This is a genomic window from Bacillus sp. RAR_M1_44 (genome assembly GCF_020165935.1).
Lineage (GTDB): Bacteria > Bacillota > Bacilli > Bacillales > Bacillaceae > Bacillus > Bacillus altitudinis.
In genome coordinates, this window is record NZ_JAIUKX010000001.1 from 2387034 (window position 1) to 2411240 (window position 24207).

The window sequence follows — 24207 nt, forward strand, 5'->3', positions numbered from 1 at the left end:
GTTGGGATATACGTTTCGTCTGGCAACTGAGGATGATATAGAAGCGCTGCTTGAACTGACAACAAGAGCCTATGAGCCGATTCGTGAGCTCGGCATCCAGTTCCAAGCAGCACATGCAGATATCGCCCTCGTTCAGAAAAATGTACAAAAGAACCTTTGCTATGTAATGGAAGAAAATGGAGAGCTTCTCTCCACCTTATCACTCCGTATGCCTTGGGGAGAACAGCCAGGACCATTCGGCGTTCCGCATATATGGTGGTTTGCTTCAGAACCAGCGGCAAAAAAAGGCACAGGCTCAGCCTTGCTTGAGTGGGTTGAAACGGAAGTGCTAAGGGACACACTAAAGGTACCATATGTCTCTCTCGGTACAGCTGATAAGCATCCGTGGCTCATGGACATGTATGAGCGTAAAGGCTATGTCAGAGCAGGTGAAAAGGATTTAGGCAAAGGTCATATCACCATTTATTTTAAAAAACAATTACGATCAGATATTACACAACCATAAGAGGAAAGAAGGGTGTACAAACATGAAAAACAAAAAGTGGCTAGTTGTTTTATTTGCGGCAATGCTTGCGGTGTTAGCGGCATGCGGCGGGGGCAATCAGAGTGAAGGCAAAGATGAGAAAGTGCTTAAAGTGGGCGCTACAGGCCAAAGCTATCCATTTGCTTATAAAGAAAACGGCAAACTAGTAGGATTTGATGTCGAGGTCACAGAAGCCATTGCGAAAAAGCTAGGCTACAAACTAGACTGGCAGCTGAGTGAATTCAGCGGACTCATGGGCCAGTTGACATCTGGTAAGCTGGATACTGTATCAAACCAAGTTGCGATTACAGATGAGCGTAAACAAACGTTCAATTTTACAGATACGTATGCATACGCAGGAACACAAATCATTGTGAAGAAGGACAACAAGGACATTAAAGGACTTGACGACTTAAAAGGAAAAACGGTGGCGGCTGTTCTTGGCTCAAACCATGCCAAAAACCTAGAGAGCAAAGACCCAGACAAGAAAATCAACATCAAAACATATGAAACACAAGACGGTGTCTTAAATGAAGTCGCAAATGGCCGTGTAGATGCTTACGTCAACGGACGCAGTGTCTTGTTAGCTCAAATTGAAAAAACAGGACTTCCACTCAAAATCGTCGGCAACCCAATCGTATATGAAGAAGTCGGCTACCCATTTGCCAAAGATGAAAAGCACGACAAGCTAAGAGAAGAATTTAATAAAGCGATCAAAGAATTAAGAGAAGACGGAACACTGAAGAAATTGTCTGAGAAATATTTCAAAGACGATGTCACAGTTCCAATTAAAAAATAACAACAGCGGCGGTGAAAAGCAGACATGAATCACATTGATTGGCAGTATATGGTGACGGTTTTTCCAACCTTGATTCAATACTTGCCGATAACGATCTTCATGGCGATTGTCTCAATGGTATTTGCCATTATCATTGGTGTGGTATTCGCGCTTATAACGAAAAACCGGATACCTGTCTTATACCAATTTGCCAAGCTGTATATTTCTTTTTTCAGAGCGGTTCCAACTTTGGTTCAGCTCTTTCTCATTTATTTTGGTCTTCCGCAGCTATTCCCTGCGATGACCTCAATGGATGCCTTAACAGCGGTCATTATCGGTTTAAGTATTAAAAACTCAGCGTACTTAGCAGAAATTTTTAGAGCGGCTCTTAATTCAGTGGATGAAGGGCAGCTTGAGGCGTGTTTATCTGTCGGCATGACAAGATGGCAGTCTTACGTCAGAATTATTTTCCCGCAGGCCGTCAGAAATGCCATTCCAGCGACGGGGAATACCTTTATTGGTCTTTTAAAAGAAACATCGCTTGCCTTTACCATTGGGGTGGCAGAAATGTTTGCGCAAGGGAAAATGATTGCATCGGCCAACTATAAGTACTTTGAAACGTATTTAGCGGTTGGCATTGTGTATTGGGTGCTCACCATCATTTATAGTTTCCTGCAAGACCTATTTGAACGAAAAATCAGCAAACCTTACCGGAATTAAGGAGGTGTGGACATGATCAAGCTCACCAATTTGAAAAAATCATTCGGCGACCTTGTCGTCTTAGACGGAATTAATCTTGACGTGCAAAAAGGGCAGGTTGTGGCCATTATCGGACCTTCTGGCTCCGGTAAATCAACATTGCTGCGCTGTCTAAATCTATTAGAAACGCCAGATGAAGGTACGATTGAAATTGGCGATGCGAAGCTGAATGCGTCTAAATATACACGTAAAGAAGCCCATCACCTGCGTCAGCAAACGGCCATGGTGTTTCAAAACTATAATTTATTCAAAAACAAAACAGCCCTGCAAAACATTACAGAGTCACTGCTTGTGACGAAAAAAATGACCAAACAGCAGGCAAATGAAATCGGTATGAAGCTATTGAAACAAGTAGGGCTCGAACAAAAAGCGGACAGCTACCCGGTCACACTATCCGGCGGTCAGCAGCAGCGGATTGGCATTGCCCGTGCGTTAGCGGTCGATCCACATGCGATTCTGCTGGATGAACCAACGTCAGCACTAGATCCAGAGCTTGTTTCAGGTGTGCTTCAAGTGATTAAATCCATTGCCATTCAAGAAACGACGATGATCATCGTGACACATGAAATGGCGTTTGCAAGAGAAGTAGCAGATCATGTGATTTTTATGGCAGATGGTCATATCATTGAGCAGGGAACGCCAACCGAACTATTTGACGAAACGAAGAATGAACGAACAAAACGATTTATTCAAAAAGAAGCAGCGGCTGAAGAAGCATAAGCTGCTTTTTACTCTTTAGAGGGGTGAGTATCAGTGAAATCATTAGGAAATCAAGCTTTAAACAAACGTTTAATTAACATACGCCGAGCGCTTCATGAGCATCCAGAGCTGGCATTTGAAGAATATGAAACGACAAAAAAACTACGAGGCTGGTTAGAAGAGGAAGGGATCACTGTACTCGATTTTCCAGATCTTCAAACAGGGGTCGTTTGTGAAATCAAAGGAGAACAAGAGGGACCAACGATTGCTCTGAGAGCCGATATTGACGCACTTCCGATTGAAGAAGCATCTGGCGAACCATTTTCTTCAAAGATACAAGGGAAAATGCACGCATGCGGCCATGATTTCCATACCGCTTCGATTTTTGGTGCGGCCGTCCTATTAAACGAACGGAAACATGAGCTCAAGGGAACAGTGCGCATTTTGTTCCAGCCGGCTGAGGAAGTGGCGCAAGGAGCGAAACACGTCATAGAGGCAGGCGTCTTAAATGGAGTGGATGCGATATTTGGTATGCACAATAAACCTAACCTGCCAGTTGGCACTATCGGGATAAGAGACAAAGCATTAATGGCGAGCGTCGATCGGTTTGAAATTGACATTCAAGGAACGGGTGGTCATGCTGGAATTCCAAATCACACAATTGATCCGATTGCCATCAGCGGTCAGATCACAAGCGCCCTACAGCAAATTGTCAGCCGCCGCATTAGTTCTTTGCATCATGCGGTTGTCAGCATCACACGTATTCAAGGCGGCACATCATGGAATGTGATACCTGATCGCGTCGAGATGGAAGGGACCGTTCGGACGTTTGAACCTGAAGTGAGAGCGATGATTCCAGGTCTCATGAAACAAATCGTGAGCGGTATCGCAGAAGGGTTTGGCGCAAAGGCAGATGTGAAATGGCATCCGTATTTGCCTTCTGTGATGAATGATGAGCGTTTGACAAAGGTTGTGGAAGAAACGGCGGGAGCGCTTGATCTCGCAGTAGTAGAGGCAGAGCAGTCACCAGGCGGAGAAGACTTTGCCCTTTACCAAGAGCGCATTCCAGGCTTTTTCGTCTGGATGGGGACGAGCGGTACCGAGGAATGGCATCACCCTGCCTTTACGTTAAATGAAGAGGCACTCCCTGTTGCCGCTGCTTTCTTCTCCGAGCTTGCGGTTCGGGCGTTGGAGTCAAGAACATGGAACTAACGAAACAGCTCGCAGAGGCAGTGCTATCTGCTGATCCGCTGCAAGATCAACAGGCCGTTCAAATGGCTCGAAACGGTTTGTTAGACGCTGCGGCAGCAGCGCTTGCTGCAAAAGAGGATGAAGGGATTCAGAAGCTCATGGCGCTGGTGGAACAAGAAGGCGGCGCGGCTCAAATTCCCGTCATTGGACAAGGGAAGAAGGTCAGCCGCCAAGCAGCAGCCATGCTAAATGGCTACCTGATTCACGCCCTTGATTATGATGATGTGCATTCTGATGTGAGAGGACACCCAAGTGCGGTGATCATTCCTGCCTTGCTTTCCCAGCTGACAGACGGTGAGGCATATGGTGATCGATTTTTGAGTGCCTACATCACAGGTGTTGAAGTGATGGCAAGGCTTGGGGTATCCATCGGCAAATCGCATTATGAGCGGGGATGGCACAATACGGGAACTCTCGGAGCCATTGCAGCGGTCTGTGCGATTGGTTATTTGAAACAAGTTTCACAGAAAGAGCTGGCGAAAGCGATCGGCTTTGCAGGTGCGCAATCAGCTGGAATGCGAAAGCAGTTTGGGGCTGATATGAAACCATTACAAGCTGGCCTCGCTGCTAAAACAGCCGTATGGTCCATGGATTTAGCTTGTTCAGGTTTTGGCGGGAGTGAATCGCTTCTGGATGGAGAGCTGGGCTTCTTTTCTCTCTATGGGGATCAGAAATTAGCGGAAAGGCGTTTGCTAGAAGACTATGGCACTGCGTGGCGTATCGTGTCGCCAGGTCTATGGTTTAAAGTGTATCCGTTCTGTTCAGCGGCACATCATGCAGCCGATGCGATCGAGTCATTAGTACAAGAATACAATTCCTTACAGGAGAAGATCGAACAGGTCGACGTCATGTTTCCGCCTGGCGGTGATGCCGCACTCACGGAGCGGGCACCTTTGACGGGAGAAGAGGGACGATTTAGTGTCGAGTATGTCATCGCACTAGCGGTGTTTGGACAACCTTTATCACTGGATGCTTTTACGAAAAAAGCCATTTCACCAGAGCTGCGGACATGGATGAAGCGGGTAAATAGAGTATATGATCAAACGATAAAACCCCATCCAGACGCAGTGCCAAAAGGGCGATTTACGATTGTAAAGCTCAACTTATCTGACGGGTCCACCATCAGCAAACGGGTCGATATCCCTCGGGGAGCACCAGGCTGTGCGTTATCGACAGAAGACATCATACAAAAGTTAAGCAGCGTCACTAGCACATCACAGGCAAAGCAGCTTTTACAGGCGGTTGAAGAGGGGAATGACGCTGCTTACTTGCAACTGCTGGCATGACAAGGAAAAGGGCTCATCAATCAGATGAGCTCAGCGTGTAGACAAACCCTCGCATTCGCCCGCAGTCCTGCGTGCTGGTGCTCACGAATGTCAAATTCGCTCCGCGCCAGTACTCGTCCTTCCTAGACTGCAAAGGTTTTCTATCACGCTGAAAAGAAGACAAAGGGCTAAAATCAAGTTCATTTTAGCCCTTTGTCAACAATTTGGGCTCATCAATAAGATGGGCTTTTTTTCATAACAAAAATCAATGAGGTTCACCTCGACACCCAACTCCATCAAAAAGTATGAATAAAAGATGACCAAAGCATGATAAGTTCATGAAATCGTATCAATCCAATTGAGATTTGAGAAGGAACATGTAAAATAAAGCTACATAAAGAAAAACAAAGGCAACAGCGGAGGCTGATGATGAAAATATTAATGATTGAAGATAACCAGAGTGTTTGTACAATGACGGATATGTTTTTTCAACGAGAAGGATTTCAAGCGGAATTCGTCCATGATGGATTAGAAGGATTGAATCGATTTAAGCAAGAGGAGGATTGGGATCTGCTCATCTTAGATGTCATGCTTCCTTCAATGGATGGTCTGACCATTTGTCAAAAAGTACGGCAGATCAGTGATGTTCCGATTATTATGCTGACAGCAAAGGAAACGGAATCTGATCAGGTGCTGGGCTTCGATCTTGGGGCAGATGATTATGTGACAAAACCCTTTAGTCCGCTCACCTTAATGGCAAGAATCAAAGCAGTGAAACGACGTTTTGCTCAAACAACATCTACTCAAGAAGGAGCGAAAGAGGGTGAACGGCTAGAGACCGAACATTTTCAGTTAGATAAAAAAACGAGAGAAGTGTTTCTAGAGGGGAAACGGATCGAAAATTTAACGCCAAAGGAATACGATCTGCTGTGCTTTTTTATACAGCATCCTCGGCAAGTATTTTCACGAGAACAATTGCTTGAGCAAATTTGGGGATACCAATTTTATGGTGATGAACGAACAGTTGATGTTCATATTAAACGGTTGCGCCAAAAAATCGGAGACGGACCTAAGCCCTTTCTGTATACGGTATGGGGCGTAGGGTATAAGTTCGATGAAGATTAAATATTTTTACCAGTTGCTGATTAGTCACCTTGGGTTATTGCTCATCGCCATCATTATTATCAGCACCCTCATGTCTCATTTTGTAAAAGATATGGCCTATCAAAACAGAGTGGATGAAATGAAATCTTATGGGAATGAAATTTTGCAGAATTTTCAGCAGCTGCCGAAAGCCGAGATGAACTTCCGCCTTCGTCCATTTGAAGACATTCTCTCGACAAGACAAATTCGCTTTTTCGTCTTTGATGAAAAAGGGACTGTGCTGTCTCAGCAGCAAGAGATGCCGCCGCATGAAGCGTTACTCACAAAGGATTTGTGGGCAAAGCTCTCAAAAGGAGAAGAAATCATAGTCAAGCGGAGTGATTCACGCCGGCTTGATCAAGAAGCATCACTTGTGGCACTTCCTGTCATGGAAGACGGAAAGCTGAAGGGCGGGGTGGTGCTCATAGCTCCTATTCAAGGAGCAGAAGAGCTGATTGCTCAAATGAACCGGTATTTATATATCATCGTGTTTGTGGCATTGACGATTACCTTTATTCTCAGTCTGTTTCTGTCGAAGTTCCATGTGAATCGTATCAAAAAACTGAGAGAGGCAACTGAGAAAATTGCGCATGGTGACTACAACATTCATCTTGAAAACAAACACCTTGATGAAATTGGCACACTAGGTGAGGATTTTAATATGATGGCGAATCGTCTTCAACGGTCAAGAGAGGAAATTGACCGGCTCGAAAAGCGTAGGCGACAATTCATTGCGGATGTGTCTCACGAATTGAAAACACCGCTGACGACCATTCGAGGATTGGTCGAATGGCTGAATACTGCGGATGTGCCGGCAGAAGAGAAAGAGAAATGCTATGCGCTCATCACTGATGAGACAAAACGAATGCTGCGTCTCGTCAATGAAAATATGGATTATGAGAAAATCAGGTCGAATCAAATCACCCTTCAAAAATTTCACTATCCACTCATTGATACGTTTGAAGTGATTAAGGAGCAGCTGAGCCGAATGGCTGAAGAGAAAAACAATCAGCTCATGGTAGAGGTTCACCCTGAACAAAAGGTATACGCAGATTATGACCGGCTCATTCAAATTCTCGTCAACATCACAAAGAACGCCATTCAATTTACAGAAGGCGGCCGTATTTTTTTGAGAGGGAAAGAAGAGAATGGGGAAACGATCATTGAAGTAGAAGACACGGGAATCGGCATTGCACCTGAAGAAGTCAAACACATTTGGGAACGTTTTTATAAAGCGGATATTTCGAGAACGAATACACCATATGGAGAATACGGACTTGGATTGTCGATTGTCAAGCAGCTTGTGGACTTGCATGACGGACAGATTGATTTAAAAAGCGAAAAACATAAGGGAACAACATTTATCATTCGATTGCCGCTACCACAAGAAAAGGGCTAAACTCGGTTTAGCCCTTTTTGGTGTATCATCACTTATTCTGTTTTGGAAAACGTTAGGCCGATATGAGCAAGTGCCTGCGGTAAATCCTTACGAATGGTGATGTCTTTAAATGAAATATTCGATTGAATCGCATTTAGCGCAAGGTCTTGCTTTATTCCTGTTAAAACAGCTGAAATGCCTAAAAGTCTTAACGTTTGCGCATAGCTGACCAAGTATTGAATGCTTTGTTCATTGAGTCGTTTTGTCCCTGAAACATCAATGACCAAATGAGAGAGCGACAGCCTGTAGCTTTCCTGTAAAATGGTTTCTAAAATATGCTGCGCACGTGTCTCTTCGATATCACCAAGAAGAGGGAGCACGGCGACACCGTCAACAACAGGTACGATCGGTACAGATAATTGCTGAATCTGCCGGTTAGCCTGGTCGAGTTCTAAGACGTAACTCAACAAAGATGCCATCGTTTCAAACATATGAACATGCTCTTCTGTAAATTGCTGCGGCCTTAGATCAAGTCCACAAATGGTTCCATAGTTCGTACCATCAGTAAAATCGATGGGAACCCCAATAAATGATCCGCCTTGCAGCTGTTTCGTGACGTCTAAGTTTTTTGAACGCTCGTCCAAGCGGATATCAGGGATCAACAGCGTATCGCGATGATCGACCGCCAGCTTGCAAAATGTCTTCTCGTAAGGATTTTCTTCCCCTTCTTCAAGAAGCTGCTCGTCGTGATTTAGCACCTTCACAATCTGATTGGTGTTTTGATCATTTTTAGCAATAAACAGTGTATTCACATGAATGAATTGACTCATCATGTTTAAAATACTTGTAGAAGCATCATGAAAATTGCGAAACTGTTTTAATAGTTGTTGACGAGGCATGGATTAGGACTCCTTGTAGCTCCGATCAATGTCCGGAACAATAGTTGATTTGTCTCTATCATACAAAATCAAACGAGAAATAGATATACTTTAATGCGCAAATCGTGCGAGATCAAAAAGACTGCCGATCCGGAGATCTGACAGTCTGCTGATTAAATGGAGACAGGCACCGTGGACATAGAGAAAAATTCCTCATATAAGGCTTGAACGGCTTCTTTTTCTTGAGCCGCTTTGACGCCAAACATCATGCTCACCTCTGAAGAGCCTTGGTTGATCATTTCAATATTCACTTTGGCTTTTGACAGCGCTTTTGCCGCTCTTGCTGTTGTACCAACATTATGACGCATCGCTTCTCCTACGACCATAATAAGCGAGAGGTTCCGCTCTAGAACGACTTCATCTGCATCAAGTACAAGCTTTAATCGGTCTAAAAGCTCTTGTTCAATCTGCTGCTCCTCCAGCTGATCCTGTCTTAAAATAATGGTAATATCATCAATGCCAGAAGGCACGTGTTCATACGTAAGTCCATATTCCTCTAACGTTTGCAACACCTTACGTCCAAAGCCCACTTCTCGGTTCATCAAATACTTGGAGATATAAATACTGCAAAATCCATTGTCTGATGCGATTCCCACAACAGGGCCATTCGTATGATCCCGTTGATTTACAATTTTCGTGCCTTTGGCCGTTGGATTATTGGTGTTCTTAATCTGAACAGGAATGCCTGCCCGAAAGGCTGGAATAAGTGCCTCATCATGAAATACAGAAAAACCCGCATAGGACAATTCACGCATTTCACGATATGTCAGCTCTGTGATTTCCTTTGGTTCATGAACGATCGTTGGATTGACGGCGTAGACTGCATCCACATCCGTAAAGTTTTCATACACATCTGCCTTCAGTCCATTTGCCAAAATGGAACCGGTAATGTCTGATCCACTGCGGGAAAAAGTGACGATATCACCCGCTAGACTAAAACCGAAAAAGCCAGGGAACACAATGATGCCAGAGCGTTCTCTTAATTTGTACAAATGATCATACGATTCTGGAAGGACTTGCGCTTGACCAGGCTCGTCGCTGACAAATAGACCGGCTTCTTTTGGATTCACATAGTGGGCTTCGACGCCTTGATGCTGAAAGTAGGCTGCAATCAGCTTTGCGTTATTATCTTCACCGCTTGCTTTAATCGCATCAAGATAACGCTCAGGATGAGAAGAATCAGCCTGTAATAACGTGTTTACATCTTGCCGGATGGTGTCAATAATGTCATGACCTAACCCCAGCTCATCCGCAATCGAGGCATATCGCTCGATGACAGCTTCTTGTAAATCGTGTGCTTCACCTAAACGTAAATATTGTTCACCGCAGCTAATTAATAGATCGGTGACCTTCGTATCCGTTGAATGCCGTTTTCCTGGTGCGGAAACAACGACTGCTTTTCGAGCTGGATCTGCTGTGACAATGTCAAATACCTTTTGCAGTTGCTTGCCAGAAGCAAGAGAACTGCCACCAAATTTAACGACCTTCAATGCATACATCTCCTATAGTAAAAATTTTCTCACAAATTGAATAGTTTCTATTATCAACTCTTTTCTTCAAATTATCAAGGTTTTTCTTCTCTATATGAACAAATGTGTTTTCTGAGAGGACGATGTGTGTAAATATATGAAAAAAGAGCCGGCGATATGCCGAGCTCTTTGTCTTTATGAAGAAGAGGACGAAGAAGATAACTCCTGCTTCATCACTTTGTTTTTACGTTTTTCTTTTAAGAAGAATGAAAGGACGAGTCCAATGACCGCAATAGCACCAGACACGATAAATGACGTATTCATGCCATGAACGGCTGACTTCATTGGATCGGATAATGCTGCATTGGCAGCAGAGCTGCTCATAATGGAGACAAGCACAGCCGTCCCGATAGAGCCGCCCATTTGTCTCATCGTATTATTCATTGCTGTCCCGTGCGGAATCAAATGCGGTGGTAACGAGTTAATACCGGCTGTTGTCAGCGGCATCATGATCATTCCAACCCCGATTAAGCGAAGTGTGTAGGCCACTGTAATGAGGGTAATCGATGAATCAAGGCTGAGCATCATAAATGGCAGGGAAGTGACAGCTAATATCGTAAATCCGCCTAGAGCCAGCCCTTTACCGCCTACTTTGTCAAAAATTCGTCCGATAATCGGCGATAGGAATCCCATAAAGAGAGCCCCTGGCAATAAGATCAGCCCTGTATCAAGGGCTGATAACCCTCTGACATTCTGCGTATAGAGCGGCAGAATTGTCTCTGTTCCAATCAGTAAGGCAAAGACGAGCATACCGAGGAAGGTCGTTAAGCTAAAGATCGCAAACTTAAAGACGCCAAACTCAAGCATCGGTCTTTTCAAATTCGACTGACGCAGGATAAAGAAGAACAAGCTCACAGCGCCGACAATGAGTGAAATCAGAACGGTCGCACTCGTCCAACCATACGTTCCGACACTTGAAAATCCGTACAGCAGTCCGCCAAATCCGAAGGAAGACAGGATCACCGATAAGACATCGATACGAGTGTCTCTTTGCTGTGTGACATTTTTCATTAAGAAGAAAGCAAGAATGAGATCAATAATACCGATTGGAAGAACAATATAGAATAAGAACTTCCAGCTAAAGGAATCGACAATCCAGCCGCCAAGTGTTGGTCCAAGCGCCGGTGCGAATGAAATCACTAGTCCGACCATACCCATGGCTTGCCCGCGTTTTTCTTTTGGGAAAATGGTTAAGAAGATCGTTTGCATGAGCGGCATCAAAATCCCTGCGCCAGCTGCCTGCACGATACGTGCTGCAAGTAACACTGGGAAATTCGTGGCGAACGAAGCAAGAATGGTACCTGCTGTAAAAATGCTAAGAGCCGTTAAGACTAAGGAACGGCTTGAAAATTTCTCAATTAAAAAGGCCGTAATTGGGATGAGAATCCCGTTTGTCAGCATAAAGGCTGTGGTCAGCCATTGACCTTTACTGACATCAATATTGAACTCTTCCATGATATGCGGGATCGCTGGAATGAGAAGCGTTTGGTTTAAGATCGCAACGAACGCCCCAACGAGGAAAATCCCAACAATCACAGACCGGTTATACGATGTTGTTGATTGGTTCATATTATCCCTTCTTTATCTATAAAATAATGCTTTTCAGCTGTGACACGTTTTGAGATAAAACGCTGTGTTTGCCTAAATAATCAAGCAATGAGCTAATTAAAAAGGTTCTCGGTTGGTCCTTTGACAGTTCTTGACTCAGCAGTTCAAACGCAGAGAGGAGATCGTCCTTTTCTTCTCCGTTTGATAGTGTGTGAAGCTCTTGTTTCATCTTTGTTAAGTACGAGATGACAAGCTTTTCTTCATCATATTCTTCCTGTGTGGAAAGCAAATAAGAGTCCATCAGCTGATCTGTTAGCACAGGCTCAATGGAGCAAGGCTTTATTGATACACGGTCCATCACACCGATGATCATTTCGGCGGCATTTTCTAATTGGATGTTCTTGTGCTCAATCGCCAACATCAAGATGAATTCTCTCATTAATCCGTTGAGGACAATCACAAGATCCCACACATAAGGCGCAACAGATTCACCATATGTGCTTAAAATGATGTCTCTGTGCCGCTGCATGATAATGGAGCGTGTCTCACGTAAATGCTTAATGACGATGGGCGAATGCTGTGAAAAAGCTTCAAAGGACAGCATATTCAAAAATTTATGATTCTCTTTAAACTCTTCAAGCTCAAGCTTAATCTTTTTTGTGAATTTTTCCTTTTTGGACAGCGTCGTTTCGGAATGAATGATCTGAGAAATCTCTCTCATTTTGCGCTGATTGTATTTAATCAGTTCCAATAGAAGAGCTTCCTTTGAATCAAACAGTTTATAAATTGACGCTTTTGATATTTTACAGGCATCAGCAATTGACTGCATGGAGACACTCATATAGCCTTTTTGAGAAAATAATTTCTTCGATACTCGCAAAATCTCTTCTTGCTTTTCGTTCATCTTCATAAGTCCTTTCCGAATCGGCAAAACCATATGGTCACAATGGAAACCGAGTGGTCACTTTTGCTATGATAACAAAACCAATGACACATGACAAGAAAATGAACTTAAAAAAATACCTGCCCCAATGACAGGTATTTATCCTTCCGCATGTGCAGCATATATGTGGATCTGTCCGTTAAGTTCGGCGATTAAAAGGTCTTCTCGCTCCTTGACAGAGTAAATAGGTGTTCCTTTTTTCAACCGAGAAGCTGTTCCATGTTCAAAATGTGTGGTAGCTGTTTTCTGAATGACACCTACTTGCTGATGTTTTGTTACATTTAATGATTTTGTCCAATCTATGTTTGTTTCATAGATCGTTTCTTCCCATTGAAATAAATCTGCCTGTGGATCGAGAGCTAATAACTCTTCTGCACTAGGTGGTTTTGACTCAAATTGCTGAACAGATTGGCAGGCGCATAAGCTCGTTGCCAATAAGAGCATGAATAAGCAAGTCCATATTGTACGTGTCAAATAAGGTTCTTCCCTTCAAAATAGTGTCTATGAGTCATAGTCGTTTCCAAAGGTTGTCGCGTTACAATGTCATAGGCGAGTAACGAGATTGTATGTTAGAACAAAATACGATACATTTATCGTATGAATAATCCAAATCATCCAACCCAAGAAAACATGAGACTCATTTCTGTGCTGCAAGCATTGGCTGACCCTGTTCGGCTGGAGATTGTCCGCTGCTTAGCAGAAGCGGGTGAGAGAACATGCGGTACGTATCATATGAACATTGCCAAGTCCACGCTTTCGCATCACTTTAAAGTACTAAGAGAGGCAGGCATCGTGAAAGTGAGAATTGACGGGAAGCACCGTTACTACTCTCTCAGAAAGGATGACATTGATTCCGCTTTTCCAGGCCTCTTGTCATCCGTATTAGCTGTAGACAAGGAGCGGTGGTAAGAGAATCTTGCATCAACAAATGACAAATCCCCAAGGCATTGTAACCTTGGGGATTTGTGATGCGTCTCGTGTAAAACGGAATTAGGCCATTGAATGATCCATAGACAGATGGACAATGTCATAAATGTGAATCTGCTGCTCTATATTCTCTGGTAATGAGTCCAGAAAAGAATATTTGACGCATTTCCATTTATCGGGGTTATATACGATGACTTCACCCTTATTGTTGTTAAAATGAGAAAAGAGATGGGCGATATCTAGATTTTCCAGGCAATCAGTAGGATGAATCGTCACATACTCTTCAAGAACGAATGTGCTACGATGAAAATCATCTGTTAAATGAACGGAATACGTGATGCCAATATTGATTTGTTTCCAGCCAAAAGAACGTAAAATATGATCAAATGACCCCTTAAACACAAAATCCGTCATGCCCTCCGATTGTTTCCAAATATACAATGGGCAATAGCCATTGTGTAAACTTCTATGTTTGTCTTTTTCAGTGATCAAATAAGCTTTAAATAATAAATCCTGATATCCATCTGTTTTCCATCCATTGTTCAGTACTCTTTTTCTAATGATATTCATATCATAATCCGCAGGCAGATCCACATGATATTGCATGGCATGCATAGAAACACTCCCTTTCAATAGCCATCATAATCGACTTCAAACCAGTTGAATAATACATATTTGTGTTATTGTTATCACAAAAAGTGATAGGTGATCATGATGAATATAAATGATTTGATTATTTTTATAGAGGTGTATCAAAAAGAATCGATTAATCAAGCGGCTAAAGCTTTAGGGTATGCGCAATCCAATATTTCTCAAAGAATCAAAGCGCTTGAAACGTTATATGATGCAACATTTTTTATCCGGTATCATCATGGAATCAGTTCAACAGGACAGGGGGATTTATTTTATCAATACGCTCAAAAAATCGTAAAAGAAACGAAGGACATTCAACAAAAATTGACTTCAAAGAAAAAGACCGTTTTATGCTCTGAACTTCTATTTAACGTTTTATACGAGCAACGAGTTTTAGAGGATATTCAAGCCACTGATTTTATCATTGCTTCATCAAGTACGATCAACAAAAAGTTAACAGAGGATGTGTATGATCAAATTATTTCTTTTAATCAAATGGAAAAACCGGAATATCAATTAAAAGAGGTAAAGAGCTTGGCATTGAACGTGTATGGAAAATCTAAAGAGATATACGATGATGATATTTCATTGGTCGTGAATCGTGATCAGCTTTGCCCATTAAGACATGAGGCCAGACGTATGCTGGGTGATCGAACCCTATTTGAGTTAGATTCGTTTGAAGGAATGATCAAAATCGTTGAACAGGGAGATGGTATTGCGTTACTGCCAACCAACTTAAAAAGCCTTCAAACACTCGTGAAATTGCTAGAAAAAAATATTCACATCAACTATTACGTTTATGAAAGAATGTGATCGTAACACTCCTCTATGGGTTTAGTCCCGTCAAAGGAGCGCCACGATTCATCTACATGAGCTGTTTCATTTCCCATAAATCGAGTCATACAGGCGTTTCACCGCTGGCTTAATATCCTCTGGCCGCATATGAGAGAAACCTAGGACGAGTGGGACAAAGCCTTCTTTGTGACCAGGCACATGCTCATCAAGGGTAAAACGGTCCATCCCGTACATTTTCAACTTTCGGTCTTTGGCACGTTGTAAAATCTCATGCTGCGTACGATCTGAGCGGAATTCTGCGATAAAATGCAGCCCTGCATTTTCCCCGATAATCCGTACATTGTCACGAAAGACAGTGTCGAGTTCTCCAATGAGCTGTTTTCGTTTTTCCTCATATAGCCCATTCATTCTTTTAATATGCCGCTGATAGGCTCCATCTTTTATAAAATAAAGAAGGGTGTATTGTGTAAAAAGGTTAGCCGTTTGAATAAAAAAGTGCTGTTCTTCCTTATAGCGTCTTAATAAATGTTGCGGTAGCACCATGTAGCTGATCCTCAAGCCGGGCAGCAATGATTTCGAAAAGGTCCCCATATAAATGACTTTGTCATAGCGGTCAAGGCTCTGCAGCGCCGGTATGCTGTCTGTGCCGTACTTAAATTCACTGTCATAATCGTCCTCAATGATATAGCGATCTGGCTGATCAGCTGCCCAGTTTAATAGCTGTATCCGCCTAGAAATCGGCATGATCACCCCTGTTGGGAACTGATGAGAAGGCGTAATGATCAAGACATTTGGCTCTTTCTTCTGAATATCGCTCATCCGCACCCCTTTTTGATCAATGCCAATCGTTTCAATCCGGTGATGATTGTTTTTCAGCATTTGATACAGTCTGCGGTAGCCGGGGTTTTCTAATCCATATATTTGATCAGCTGGAAGGATGCTAGATAACGAATGAATGAGCGACTGTGTACCTGCACTTAAAATGAGCTGTTCAGGGTAGCATTTGACCCCTCGTGCAAGTCCAATCAGCCGGGCAATCGTTTCCCGCAGCTCATAGACGCCTTGTGGGTGCGGCAGCTCACCAAAGGCGTCTTGGTGGAGATGAATCGCTTTTTGCTCACTTTTCAGCCAGCTTTTAAAAGGAAAATTGGCTGTATCAACAGAAATATGTGAAAAGGAATACCAGTCATCTCGCTCAATCGGATTTTCCTTTAAATCTGCTGGAAGGGAAGAGGGTTTCAGTTGACCTGATTCATGAAATGTTTCCAGTGATTCCACAAAAAAGCCTTTCCGTTCAACTGAATATAAATATCCCTCGGCAAGCAGCTGCTGATAGGCGCCATTCACTGAATTGACGCTGACGTTTAAAGTATCTGCTAACTCTCGTTTAGATGGTAATTGATCGTGTGGTTGCAGGTTACGGTTTAAAATTTCCTCTTTAATTTTTGTATAAATTTGATGATAAATAAATCCGTTTTCCCCTGTTTGATCTAGTTGAATTGTCAGCATCTCGTCATTCCATCCTCTCTGGTACCATGAAAAAAATGATATTGGTACTTTCTATCATACCAAAAAATATTCAGAATAATAAAAAAGACATAAAGGGGATTGGATGACAATGAGTCAAACGACAACAAACCGTTTTTCAACAGAGGAATGGCAGGGGAAAAGAGATCAATACGTCGCAAGAGGCGTAAGTAATGGCAACCGTCATCTTGCAGCGAAAGGGAAGGGAGCCGAGCTTTTCGATATCGACGGCAATCGTTTTATCGATTTTGCAGGGGCCATCGGTACATTAAATGTAGGACACTCCCATCCAAAGGTTGTGGAAGCAGTCAAAGCGCAGGCAGACAGCCTGATTCACCCAGGATTTAATGTCATGATGTACGAATCCTATATCGAATTGGCAGAAAAGTTATGCCATCTCACACCAGGCGACCACGACAAAAAAGCCATTTTCTTAAATTCAGGTGCAGAAGCAGTTGAAAACGCAGTGAAAATTGCCCGTAAATATACGAAAAGACAAGCGGTTGTCTCATTTACAAGAGGCTTCCACGGAAGAACGAATATGACGATGAGCATGACAAGCAAGGTCAAGCCTTATAAATTTGGATTCGGACCATTTGCGTCAGAAGTGTATCAAGCGCCGTATCCTTATTACTATCAAAAACCTGAAGGATTAAGCGATGCAGCCTACGACGAATACATCATTGATCAGTTCAATCAATTCTTTGTCGCAACCGTTGCACCAGAAACGGTCGCTTGTGTGGTGATGGAGCCAGTCCAAGGGGAGGGCGGATTCATTGTACCATCGAAGCGTTTTGTCCAGCACGTCGCTTCATTCTGTCAGCAGCATGGAATCGTATTCGTGGCAGATGAGATCCAAACAGGATTCGCAAGAACAGGGAAATACTTTGCGATTGAACACTACGATGTGGTACCAGACTTAATCACTGTGTCAAAATCACTTGCAGCTGGCCTGCCGCTGAGCGGTGTTGTTGGCAGAAAAGAATTACTTGATGCAGCGGACCCAGGGGAGCTAGGAGGAACGTATGCTGGCAGTCCATTAGGCTGTGTGGCAGCTTTGGCTGTACTTGATATTATTGAAACAGAACAACTGAATGAACGATCTGAACACATTGGACAAGTCATTGAGGACAAAGCGAATGAGTGGAGAAGTAAGTACTCATTCATCGGGGAAGTCCGGCGATTAGGGGCAATGGCGGCCATTGAAATTGTGGAAGATCAAAAAACGCGTACACCAGATAAGAAGACAGCCGCAGCGATTGCAGCCTATGCAAACAAGCACGGACTACTCTTATTAACGGCAGGGATCAATGGGAATATTATTCGCTTTTTAACACCACTTGTCATCACAGATGAGCTGCTGCAAGAAGGACTAGGGATTATCGAAGACGCCTTCACAGCACGCTAAACAACAAAGGGGGATGGTTGTATGCAAAAACAACAAATGGCTAAAACCATGTCGCAGTCAGACGTACTGTTTTTATCCATTGGTGCAATGCTTGGCTGGGGCTGGGTTGTACTTTCGGGAGATTGGATTTTAACAGCTGGATTTTTAGGAAGTGTGATTGCCTTTGTCATAGGGGGCGTTCTCGTCATCTTTATTGGACTAACGTATGCAGAGCTTTCCTCTGCGATTCCAGAAACAGGCGGAGGACTCGTCTTTGTCCAGCGGGCATTTGGGATCAAATCAGCGTTTGTCTCCGCATGGGGCGTATTGTTCGGTTATGTGTCGGTGATTACGTTTGAAGCGGTCGCACTTCCGACAGTCATTGACTATGTCATTCCAACACAGCATGTTGGTTTCCTATGGAATATAGGAGGATGGGATGTTTACTTTACATGGGTATTGATTGGATCTGGCGGTGCACTGTTTTTAACAGCTCTGAACTACATTGGCGCAAAGCCTGCTGCCATTTTTCAATCGGTGTTCACAGTGGCCATTATCCTGACAGGTTTTCTTCTATTAGGCGGAGCTACATTTAATGGAGATTTTGCAAACCTTGAGCCGATGTTTCAGGGCGGGGTTGGCGGTCTGATGGCTGTGTTAGTGATGATTCCCTTTTTATTCGTTGGGTTTGATGTCATCCCGCAGGTAGCGGCGGAGATTAACGCACCGAAGAAGATCATCGGGAGAATTTTGATTATCTCCATTGTGAGTGCGGTTGTATTTTATCTACTCATTGTCTTTGGAGTAGCGGCAGGATTGTCAAAAGGTCAGCTTGAGGCTTCATCACTGGCAACAGCAGATGCTATGGTACAGCTTCTTGGTCATCAGGCGTTTGGAACTGTGCTTGTCATTGGTGGTGTAGCAGGCATTGTGACGAGCTGGAATGCTTTTATCATTGGTGCAAGCCGTATCCTCTACGCAATGGCGGAAAGAGGCATGATTTCCAAATGGTTTGCGTATATTCATCCGAAGTATAAAACACCGACAAATGCCATTTTGTTCTTAGGTGCATTGGCCTTTTTTGCACCATTACTTGGCCGTCCTGCCCTCGTGTGGATTGTTAATGCAGGCGGTGTGGGTATCATCGTTGGGTATTTGATTGTGTCCATTGCCTTTATGAAACTTCGCAAGACAGAACCTGAGCTTGAGCGTCCATACCGCATTAAATATTGGCGGACGACCGGCATTTTAGCCATTGGACTTAGTTTCCTTTTTCTTTCATTTTATTTTCCTGGGATGCCGGCCTCCTTATCATGGCCAGCTGAATGGGTTTTGCTTTTAGGTTGGGCACTCATTGGGTATATACTATATGTAATGAATCCAAGAACGAAGGAGAAGGTAGAGCATGACAAACGAACTCAAAGTGTATAATCCTGCAACCGGAGAAGAAATTGCCTCAGTTGCTCAGCATACAAAAGAACAGATTGAAGCTGCGATCACTCGCTCACACAAAGCATTCAAAACATGGGCAAAAACGTCAGCCCATGAACGTGCAAATATCATTCGCAAATGGTTTGATCTCATGATCGAGCATAAAGAAAGACTTGCAAAAATCATCACAGAAGAAAACGGGAAGCCGTATCAAGAAGCATTAGGGGAAATCGTCTATGCCGCTGGATATATTGAGTGGTACGCAGAGGAAGCAAAGCGGATTTACGGCAGAACGATCCCGTCTCATACGACAAACAAACGCCTATTTGTCACAAAACAGCCAGTGGGTCCTGTTGCGGCGATTACACCGTGGAATTTCCCTGCGGCGATGATTACAAGGAAGGCGGCACCAGCGCTTGCAGCGGGCTGTACGTTTATCGTGAAACCTGCTGAAGACACGCCGCTTACGGCCATTGAGCTTGTGAAATTAGGCCATGAAGCCGGAATTCCAGAGGATGCCTTGCAATGGGTGATTGGAGATGGAAAAGAAGTGGGGGAAATCTTCACAGATAGTCCATTGATCCGCAAGATCACATTTACTGGCTCTACACCAGTTGGAAAACATCTCATCAAAAACAGTGCGAGTACAGTGAAACACGTTTCTATGGAACTTGGCGGTCATGCCCCGCTGATCGTAGATAAGGACGCCAACCTTGAATTGGCTGTGAAACAAGCAGTGGCATCTAAATTCCGTAATGCAGGCCAGACGTGTGTTTGTGCCAATCGCTTAATCGTCCATGAAGAAATTCATGAAGCATTTGCGCAAAGCTTCAGCAAAGAAGTGGAAAAGCTGAAAGTAGGAAATGGGTTTGAGGAAGGCACGTCCATCGGACCGATTATCAATAAGCGAGGCTTCGATAAAATTGTCGACCAAATTCAAGATGCCGTGGATAAAGGGGCGAAAGTTCTTGTCGGCGGCGATACACATTTTGACGATGAGAAGTCGTATTATTTTGTTCAGCCGACGGTGCTAACTCATGTCGACCCTTCAATGAACATTATGCATGAAGAGACGTTTGGTCCAGTTGCACCCATTACGACATTTAGCACATTAGATGAAGCCATTGAATTAGCAAATGATACACCTTTTGGACTTGCGGCTTATTTCTTTACAGAGAATTACCGCAATGGTCTCTATATATCTGAGAATCTAGATTACGGGATTATTGGCTGGAATGACGGGGGACCATCCGCTGTGCAGGCACCTTTCGGCGGTATGAAAGAGAGCGGTATTGGTCGTGAAGGCGGCATCGAAGGCATCGAGCCTTATTTAGAAACAAAATATGTGTCAATTGGTTTAGACGAATAACATGTGAAAAAGACTGTCCGAGAAACCTCGGCAGTCTCAGCGTGTAGGCAAACCCTCGCATTCTTTGTCAGTCCTGCGTGCTGGTGCTCACGAATGTCAAATTCGCTCCGCGCCAGTCCTGCGTGCTGGTGCTCACGAATGTCAAATTCGCTCCGCGCCAGTACTCGTCCTTCCTAGGGCTGCAAAGGTTTTCTATCACGCTGAAAAGGAAGACAAAGGGCTAAAATCAAGTTCATTTTAGCCCTTTGTCAACAATCTGTGACTGTCCGAGAAGACTCGGCAGTCTTTTTTATGTTAAACAGCCGGTGGGAAAAGTTGATCCACCGTTTCTTTTGTTTCTTTGAGAATCTCGTGGATGTCGTCTGCAGATGCTTGTTCCATGCTGCTGAACAAGAGCCGTTCGACTGGCTGAACGCCGATCAGATCAAAGGCGGCTGTATCTGTCGTCATGTGATGGCTGGGGGTGATGATCATATTTGAATCAAGAAAGGTCCTCGGTGCATCATGCGTATTAATAATGACCCCTTTTTTGTCTCGAAGCAGATTTTTCACCACTCCGTTTTCATTGATCTCATACGCAAACCCCTCTGAAAAAACGCGCTCCACATAACCCTTTAGCATCGCCGGCAAGCCTGTCCACCATATTGGAAAGATAAACGTGAGGACATCAGCTTGTTGAATCAGCTTCTGCTCTCTTTGAACCGGTACCGGCACATGTCCGTTTCTCATGGCAACCTTTTCTGCTGTTGTCAGCTCTGGCGGAAAGCCAATGCTATACACATCACGAACCGTCACATCATGACCATTGTTCAAAAGAGTGCTTACAACAAGATCTAATAGGGTTTGATTTAAGCTTTGCTGGGGATGAGCAAATATGATTAGATGGTTCATCTCATAGCCTCCTAGGTGGTCATGTGTCTCATTATGGCATGCACGAGTATCCTATTCAATCCTATATTGGAAATGATAGGTTGGGAAAATAAAAAGCGACCGCTTGAAAAAACGATCGCTCATGTAAGGTTTATTTCTTTCTAAATGCAAGTCCAAGTGCAATTAATGCCACAACTAAGGCTGCAATGGACAGACCAAGAAGAAGTGGTGAAGAAGAAGCAGAGGCTGTTTCAGATGCCTTTTCTTCTTTTGGTTTTTCTTGACCATGTGAATCCGTTACGGTATTAGACGCAACAATGTTTGTGATCGAATGAGGCTTATCAGCGTCCTTGTCGCCAGTCCATTCAACTACTGTTCCATCCTTATAATATTGATACGCATCCCATGCCGCTTCGCCGGCTTTTTCAGGGTTTTTTGCGACAAACACGAATTGCTGGAACTGGCCAGCAAGGACACCATCGCCAGTTGCTTCCCAAGTGACTCTTGTGACTTTTCCGTTTTTCTCTTCAGTTGTTGTTTTCCAGCCAGGCACTGGCTCGTATTGCTGGAATTCTACGCCTTTAGGCATCATGATGACAACCTTTGTTGTCGGACTGTCGCTTTCAGAAGGTACTTTTAACGTATAGGTTTCCCAAGCATTCGTTGCAGATGTATCAGGTTTGACTGTCACGTGTGCACTCACAGGAATCGCCAGTAAAAATGAAGCGAGAAGCATTGGTAATAAAGCTTTAACGTATTTTTTCATATGATATGAACTCCTTTTAGTTTCTTCTAATGAATGTCGTATCGATGTTGTCAAAAGAACCAGTTAATGCATGAATCTCAATTTTCCAAGTGCCTTTTTCATTTAGTAAGAGGTTTTCAGCCGAGAAGTGTCCATTCTTTAATCGTTTCAGCTGAAATTCGTTAGGCGTTTCATCACCGAACAAGGAGACTTTGTGGATCTTAGCTGTCACTGATTGAATGTCTGTGATCGTTTGTCCATCCTTCTTCGTAAATGCCACCTCGAACGTGTTTTTACCAGGAGCATTCGGGGTAATGCTCAAAGACACAAGGTCACGATGCTCCACCTGATTGGCTCCAAAGAATGGCTCTGGTGCAGGCGGCGGAGGGCTTGGGATATTGGTGAATACGGCTGTTAATAGTAAAATAGCGATCCCAATAATCCACTCTGCTCGTAAAGATACGTTTCGTTTCTGCTTCTTTTCCCATCTCAGCATCAAATAATGGACGAGCCCAAGTAGACCCATGATGATAAATAAACCAAGTTTGATTAAGAAGGTGCGTCCATAGGCTGATTGGAAAAGGGCATCAAATGATTGCAGAATAAAAATCGCATTCACAAACCCAGAAAACACAATCAGTCCAACTGAGAGCAGTGCCCACGGATGAAAAGCTGTCAGGGTGCTGCGTATGAGCGGCTGATCTTCATTCGGCAGTTTCTTCATCAAAAGAAGGACAATGGCTGTTAAGCCGCCGACCCAAATAGATGCAGAAATGAGATGAATGAAGTCAAGTGACGTTGTCAGTATTTTATTATCTGTTGCGGCTGGATGACCGATTTGTGCTTTTAGCCATAGGAGCACAGTGAAAATGAGCAGTGGAAACAGCCATACCCGGAAGGAAGTGAAGTTTCCTTTTTTCATCGCCACAATCGTCCAGATCGACAGTAGAACAAATGACGCCATTAGCATCATCCACAGACTCCCGCCCGAAGTCGACGCAATGGTTTCTTGTAAAAGTGATGGTTGAAATGCCCCTAAAAAGGACACGTCTGCCGCTGACTTAGTTTGAATCGGCAGCTGGAACAAGAGTGCTCCGCCCATCATGATCAATGAAACAGTTAAGAGTCGCTTCATTCGCCGAGCTAAAACGTCGGTTATGGCCGCTTTAAACCATAGAAGCCCAAATAAAATGGTTCCAAGAAATAAGCTAAATGACGTATACAGAAAGGCTTTGTCAATGGTTGAAGCCATATCGATGGATTCACTTGATTGTCCTTGATCTAATTGATCAAATCCTCCATCCGCTTTTCCGATACTAAACGGAATCATGCCAGACACAGAGTGCCCATCGGCTGATACCGCATTCCACTGAATGGTGTAAATGCCTTTTGGTAAATTCTTTTTTAAAGCTGCTTCCATGATCTTTTGCTCTTTGATGACCGTATCTCCTTGATCTACACGATCCCCTTTTGCATTGAACACCTTAATGGCATGAAATCCACTTTCGATCCCTTCACTAAAGGTGATCGAGACTGCAGGAGGCTGCTGATCCAGCTCTTCATTTGCTACTGGATTTGAGCTCACCACATATGCATGAGCAAATGCTTCTTTTGGCATGAAAAATGAGAACATGAAGATGAGCAGCAGAAGCCACTTCCGATATTTCAACAATGTGAATAACCGCCTTTCTACCTATGAAAATGTCTCATGTATCAGAAAGAAAGCGGCAGTAAACTGTGAGTCACAGAAAAACCGCTCTTTCTATTGT

At 43.7% G+C, this 24207-nt stretch carries 23 protein-coding genes; 13 read left to right on the forward strand and 10 right to left on the reverse strand.

What is annotated here, in order from left to right; translation table 11 throughout:
* Position 1: 1 nt before the first annotated feature.
* The 8 genes from LCD34_RS12440 to LCD34_RS12475 all read left to right on the forward strand — a co-directional run bounded on the left by LCD34_RS12440 (position 2) and on the right by LCD34_RS12475 (position 7817).
* Positions 2–505, forward strand: coding sequence for a GNAT family N-acetyltransferase (locus LCD34_RS12440; protein WP_007498165.1), 504 nt, complete (start codon positions 2–4; stop codon positions 503–505).
* A 22-nt stretch (positions 506–527) separates the two neighbouring features.
* Positions 528–1322 carry an amino acid ABC transporter substrate-binding protein gene (locus LCD34_RS12445; RefSeq protein ID WP_008347268.1) on the forward strand — a complete coding sequence of 265 codons (795 nt, stop codon included), beginning with the start codon at positions 528–530 and terminating at the stop codon, positions 1320–1322.
* Between the two features lie 24 nt (positions 1323–1346).
* Entirely contained in the window at positions 1347–2021 is a 675-nt protein-coding gene (locus LCD34_RS12450) for an amino acid ABC transporter permease (protein ID WP_007498163.1), read from the forward strand.
* A 12-nt stretch (positions 2022–2033) separates the two neighbouring features.
* Positions 2034–2780, forward strand: coding sequence for an amino acid ABC transporter ATP-binding protein (locus tag LCD34_RS12455; RefSeq protein ID WP_007498162.1), 747 nt, complete (start codon positions 2034–2036; stop codon positions 2778–2780).
* Positions 2781–2813: 33 nt separating this feature from the next.
* A complete protein-coding gene (locus tag LCD34_RS12460; protein ID WP_224559206.1) occupies positions 2814–3971 on the forward strand; it encodes an amidohydrolase in 1158 nt (385 codons plus the stop codon).
* On the forward strand, positions 3962–5296 hold the full coding sequence (locus LCD34_RS12465) for an MmgE/PrpD family protein (RefSeq protein WP_073414887.1): 1335 nt from the start codon (positions 3962–3964) through the stop codon (positions 5294–5296). The genes LCD34_RS12460 and LCD34_RS12465 overlap by 10 nt, the downstream gene beginning before the upstream one ends.
* Positions 5297–5704: 408 nt before the next feature.
* On the forward strand, positions 5705–6400 hold the full coding sequence (locus tag LCD34_RS12470; RefSeq protein WP_017358523.1) for a response regulator transcription factor: 696 nt from the start codon (positions 5705–5707) through the stop codon (positions 6398–6400).
* The gene (locus LCD34_RS12475) at positions 6390–7817 is read left to right on the forward strand and encodes a sensor histidine kinase (protein WP_060832083.1); all 1428 of its coding nucleotides are present in this window, start codon (positions 6390–6392) and stop codon (positions 7815–7817) included. Before LCD34_RS12470 ends, LCD34_RS12475 begins: the two co-directional genes overlap by 11 nt.
* A gap of 32 nt (positions 7818–7849) precedes the next feature.
* Here LCD34_RS12475 and LCD34_RS12480 read toward each other — a convergent pair whose 3' ends face one another.
* The 5 genes from LCD34_RS12480 to LCD34_RS12500 form a co-directional block, all read right to left on the reverse strand.
* Complete coding sequence (locus tag LCD34_RS12480; RefSeq protein WP_007498153.1) at positions 7850–8695, reverse strand: GAF domain-containing protein; 846 nt, start codon at positions 8693–8695, stop codon at positions 7850–7852.
* A gap of 152 nt (positions 8696–8847) precedes the next feature.
* Positions 8848–10224 (reverse strand): aspartate kinase, encoded by a 1377-nt coding sequence (locus tag LCD34_RS12485; RefSeq protein WP_224559207.1) that lies wholly within the window; start codon positions 10222–10224, stop codon positions 8848–8850.
* 174 nt (positions 10225–10398) lie between these two features.
* On the reverse strand, positions 10399–11832 hold the full coding sequence (locus tag LCD34_RS12490; protein ID WP_007498149.1) for an MDR family MFS transporter: 1434 nt from the start codon (positions 11830–11832) through the stop codon (positions 10399–10401).
* 16 nt (positions 11833–11848) lie between these two features.
* Complete coding sequence (locus LCD34_RS12495; protein ID WP_224559208.1) at positions 11849–12715, reverse strand: TetR/AcrR family transcriptional regulator; 867 nt, start codon at positions 12713–12715, stop codon at positions 11849–11851.
* A gap of 138 nt (positions 12716–12853) precedes the next feature.
* Positions 12854–13228, reverse strand: a complete 375-nt coding sequence (locus LCD34_RS12500) for a hypothetical protein (protein WP_110487642.1) — start codon at positions 13226–13228, stop codon at positions 12854–12856.
* 123 nt (positions 13229–13351) lie between these two features.
* Between LCD34_RS12500 and LCD34_RS12505 the strand changes: the two genes are divergently transcribed.
* Positions 13352–13663, forward strand: a complete 312-nt coding sequence (locus tag LCD34_RS12505; protein ID WP_035390457.1) for an ArsR/SmtB family transcription factor — start codon at positions 13352–13354, stop codon at positions 13661–13663.
* An 81-nt stretch (positions 13664–13744) separates the two neighbouring features.
* Here LCD34_RS12505 and LCD34_RS12510 read toward each other — a convergent pair whose 3' ends face one another.
* Positions 13745–14296, reverse strand: a complete 552-nt coding sequence (locus LCD34_RS12510; protein ID WP_212339312.1) for a DUF4865 family protein — start codon at positions 14294–14296, stop codon at positions 13745–13747.
* A gap of 99 nt (positions 14297–14395) precedes the next feature.
* Here LCD34_RS12510 and LCD34_RS12515 point away from each other — a divergent pair, with 99 nt between their 5' ends.
* Positions 14396–15127: a LysR family transcriptional regulator gene (locus LCD34_RS12515; RefSeq protein ID WP_035390455.1), complete on the forward strand. Its 732-nt coding sequence runs from the start codon at positions 14396–14398 to the stop codon at positions 15125–15127.
* Between the two features lie 66 nt (positions 15128–15193).
* On the opposite strand, the gene LCD34_RS12520 is transcribed toward LCD34_RS12515, so the two are convergent.
* On the reverse strand, positions 15194–16618 hold the full coding sequence (locus tag LCD34_RS12520) for a PLP-dependent aminotransferase family protein (RefSeq protein WP_007498139.1): 1425 nt from the start codon (positions 16616–16618) through the stop codon (positions 15194–15196).
* A gap of 109 nt (positions 16619–16727) precedes the next feature.
* Here LCD34_RS12520 and gabT point away from each other — a divergent pair, with 109 nt between their 5' ends.
* From gabT to LCD34_RS12535, 3 genes are read left to right on the forward strand one after another with little or no spacing between them, the layout of a single operon-like run.
* Entirely contained in the window at positions 16728–18044 is a 1317-nt protein-coding gene (gene gabT / locus LCD34_RS12525; RefSeq protein WP_024720201.1) for a 4-aminobutyrate--2-oxoglutarate transaminase, read from the forward strand.
* A gap of 21 nt (positions 18045–18065) precedes the next feature.
* On the forward strand, positions 18066–19454 hold the full coding sequence (locus tag LCD34_RS12530) for an APC family permease (protein ID WP_224559209.1): 1389 nt from the start codon (positions 18066–18068) through the stop codon (positions 19452–19454).
* Positions 19429–20823, forward strand: a complete 1395-nt coding sequence (locus LCD34_RS12535; RefSeq protein WP_098680836.1) for an NAD-dependent succinate-semialdehyde dehydrogenase — start codon at positions 19429–19431, stop codon at positions 20821–20823. Before LCD34_RS12530 ends, LCD34_RS12535 begins: the two co-directional genes overlap by 26 nt.
* A 294-nt stretch (positions 20824–21117) precedes the next feature.
* Here the strand turns inward: LCD34_RS12535 and LCD34_RS12540 are convergent, their stop codons facing one another.
* From LCD34_RS12540 to LCD34_RS12550, 3 genes are all read right to left on the reverse strand, one after another.
* Positions 21118–21714: an NAD(P)H-dependent oxidoreductase gene (locus LCD34_RS12540; protein ID WP_007498130.1), complete on the reverse strand. Its 597-nt coding sequence runs from the start codon at positions 21712–21714 to the stop codon at positions 21118–21120.
* Between the two features lie 130 nt (positions 21715–21844).
* Positions 21845–22459: a YcnI family protein gene (locus tag LCD34_RS12545; RefSeq protein ID WP_025206753.1), complete on the reverse strand. Its 615-nt coding sequence runs from the start codon at positions 22457–22459 to the stop codon at positions 21845–21847.
* Positions 22460–22475: 16 nt separating this feature from the next.
* Positions 22476–24110: a copper resistance protein CopC gene (locus LCD34_RS12550; RefSeq protein ID WP_025206754.1), complete on the reverse strand. Its 1635-nt coding sequence runs from the start codon at positions 24108–24110 to the stop codon at positions 22476–22478.
* Positions 24111–24207 lie beyond the last annotated feature (97 nt).

Excerpts from the sequence above, each read along its gene's own strand:
- LCD34_RS12445 (WP_008347268.1), top strand. The coding sequence starts at position 528 with ATGAAAAACAAAAAGTGGCTAGTTGTTTTATTTGCGGCAATGCTTGCG.
- LCD34_RS12450 (WP_007498163.1), top strand. The coding sequence starts at position 1,347 with ATGAATCACATTGATTGGCAGTATATGGTGACGGTTTTTCCAACCTTG.
- LCD34_RS12455 (WP_007498162.1), top strand. The coding sequence starts at position 2,034 with ATGATCAAGCTCACCAATTTGAAAAAATCATTCGGCGACCTTGTCGTC.
- LCD34_RS12465 (WP_073414887.1), top strand. The coding sequence starts at position 3,962 with ATGGAACTAACGAAACAGCTCGCAGAGGCAGTGCTATCTGCTGATCCG.
- LCD34_RS12470 (WP_017358523.1), top strand. The coding sequence starts at position 5,705 with ATGAAAATATTAATGATTGAAGATAACCAGAGTGTTTGTACAATGACG.
- LCD34_RS12475 (WP_060832083.1), top strand. The coding sequence starts at position 6,390 with ATGAAGATTAAATATTTTTACCAGTTGCTGATTAGTCACCTTGGGTTA.
- LCD34_RS12480 (WP_007498153.1), bottom strand. The coding sequence starts at position 8,695 with ATGCCTCGTCAACAACTATTAAAACAGTTTCGCAATTTTCATGATGCT.
- LCD34_RS12490 (WP_007498149.1), bottom strand. The coding sequence starts at position 11,832 with ATGAACCAATCAACAACATCGTATAACCGGTCTGTGATTGTTGGGATT.
- LCD34_RS12495 (WP_224559208.1), bottom strand. The coding sequence starts at position 12,715 with ATGAACGAAAAGCAAGAAGAGATTTTGCGAGTATCGAAGAAATTATTT.
- LCD34_RS12505 (WP_035390457.1), top strand. The coding sequence starts at position 13,352 with ATGAATAATCCAAATCATCCAACCCAAGAAAACATGAGACTCATTTCT.
- LCD34_RS12510 (WP_212339312.1), bottom strand. The coding sequence starts at position 14,296 with ATGCATGCCATGCAATATCATGTGGATCTGCCTGCGGATTATGATATG.
- LCD34_RS12515 (WP_035390455.1), top strand. The coding sequence starts at position 14,396 with ATGAATATAAATGATTTGATTATTTTTATAGAGGTGTATCAAAAAGAA.
- LCD34_RS12520 (WP_007498139.1), bottom strand. The coding sequence starts at position 16,618 with ATGCTGACAATTCAACTAGATCAAACAGGGGAAAACGGATTTATTTAT.
- gabT (WP_024720201.1), top strand. The coding sequence starts at position 16,728 with ATGAGTCAAACGACAACAAACCGTTTTTCAACAGAGGAATGGCAGGGG.
- LCD34_RS12530 (WP_224559209.1), top strand. The coding sequence starts at position 18,066 with ATGCAAAAACAACAAATGGCTAAAACCATGTCGCAGTCAGACGTACTG.
- LCD34_RS12535 (WP_098680836.1), top strand. The coding sequence starts at position 19,429 with ATGACAAACGAACTCAAAGTGTATAATCCTGCAACCGGAGAAGAAATT.
- LCD34_RS12540 (WP_007498130.1), bottom strand. The coding sequence starts at position 21,714 with ATGAACCATCTAATCATATTTGCTCATCCCCAGCAAAGCTTAAATCAA.
- LCD34_RS12545 (WP_025206753.1), bottom strand. The coding sequence starts at position 22,459 with ATGAAAAAATACGTTAAAGCTTTATTACCAATGCTTCTCGCTTCATTT.